This window comes from Nostoc sp. T09 (genome assembly GCF_002154695.1).
Classification (GTDB): domain Bacteria; phylum Cyanobacteriota; class Cyanobacteriia; order Cyanobacteriales; family Nostocaceae; genus Aulosira.
The window spans coordinates 1-1,125 of record NZ_MTAV01000218.1; the positions used below are offsets into that span (position 1 = coordinate 1).

Sequence of the window (1,125 nt, forward strand, 5' to 3'; positions counted from 1 at the left end):
ATAGCCCTGGCGGCGGTGAGTGCTTCTGGCAATACTTGTGGCAGTTTGTCGGCTAAGGCACTGAGGGCAGAGGCGCGAGAATACTTATTCTCAATAGCCCTAGCGGCGGTAAGTGCTTCTGGTAATACTTGTGGCAGTTTGTCGGCTAAGGTAATGAGGGCAACGGCGCGACATTCCTCATCCTGAATAGCCCTGACGGCGGTGAGTGCTTCTGGCAACAACTCTAGTGGCAGTTTATTGGCTAAGGCTCTGAGGGCTAAGGCGCGATCTGACTCAGACCGAATTTCCCTGGCGGCGGTGAGTGCTTCTGGCAACAACTCTGGCAGTTTGTTGGCTAAGGCTCTGAGGACATCGGCGCGATATCTCCCATTCTGAATCGCCCTAGCGGCGGTGAGTGCTTCTGGCAACAACTGTGGTGGCAGTTTGTTGGCTAAGGCACTGAGGGCTAAGGCGCGATCTGACTCAGACTGAATAGCCCTGGCGGCGCAGAGTGCTTCGGAAAGTGCTAGTTTTTCTAAATTTGGTGGCAAATACTGGACTAGTTGTGCAAGGGCTTCTACTTTCTTACTTAAATCTGGGTTTTGCAAAGCGTAAGCTAGCCCTTGTTCAGCAGTCCACAGATTATTTTTGACTAACGCAATCAGCAGTTCCACAGGTACATTAGCTGCCAAACTATTAAGCGATGCTGTAATCAAAGCATAGCGACACTGCAAACTCACCACTTGGGGCAATGTTGACTCATCCCAATTCGCCTCTGCTAATTCCCAAGCACGAGAAATATCTGTGATGTAACCCCCAAGTTGTCCCAACTTTTCCCGCACCTCATACCAGCCATTATTCCCACTCGCCGACTCCTCTCGCAATAAAGAGTGAATCTCTTCAAAGCGTCCAGCCTTCTCCAAATGCCAAACTAAATGCTGATGAATGTAACCATCATTCGGCAAGGTATGCCATAAATTATTCTGGGTTTTCTGCCGATATTTCTCCAAAAAAGCAGCGTGAGCATCAGCAAGATTTAAACCTAACCCTGGCAAATCTCCTGTCCGCTTTGGCTGTGGCGCAGCAGTTAACAAATTACAGGCTAAATCATGGAATAAGTCATGTAACCGATAGGTAGGCGTACCA

Annotated in this window: 1 pseudogene; it reads right to left on the reverse strand. The window is 49.2% G+C overall.

Annotation, left to right across the window (positions count from 1 at the left end):
• Nucleotides 1-1,125: pseudogene (locus BV372_RS36865) on the reverse strand (hypothetical protein); the annotation flags it as partial.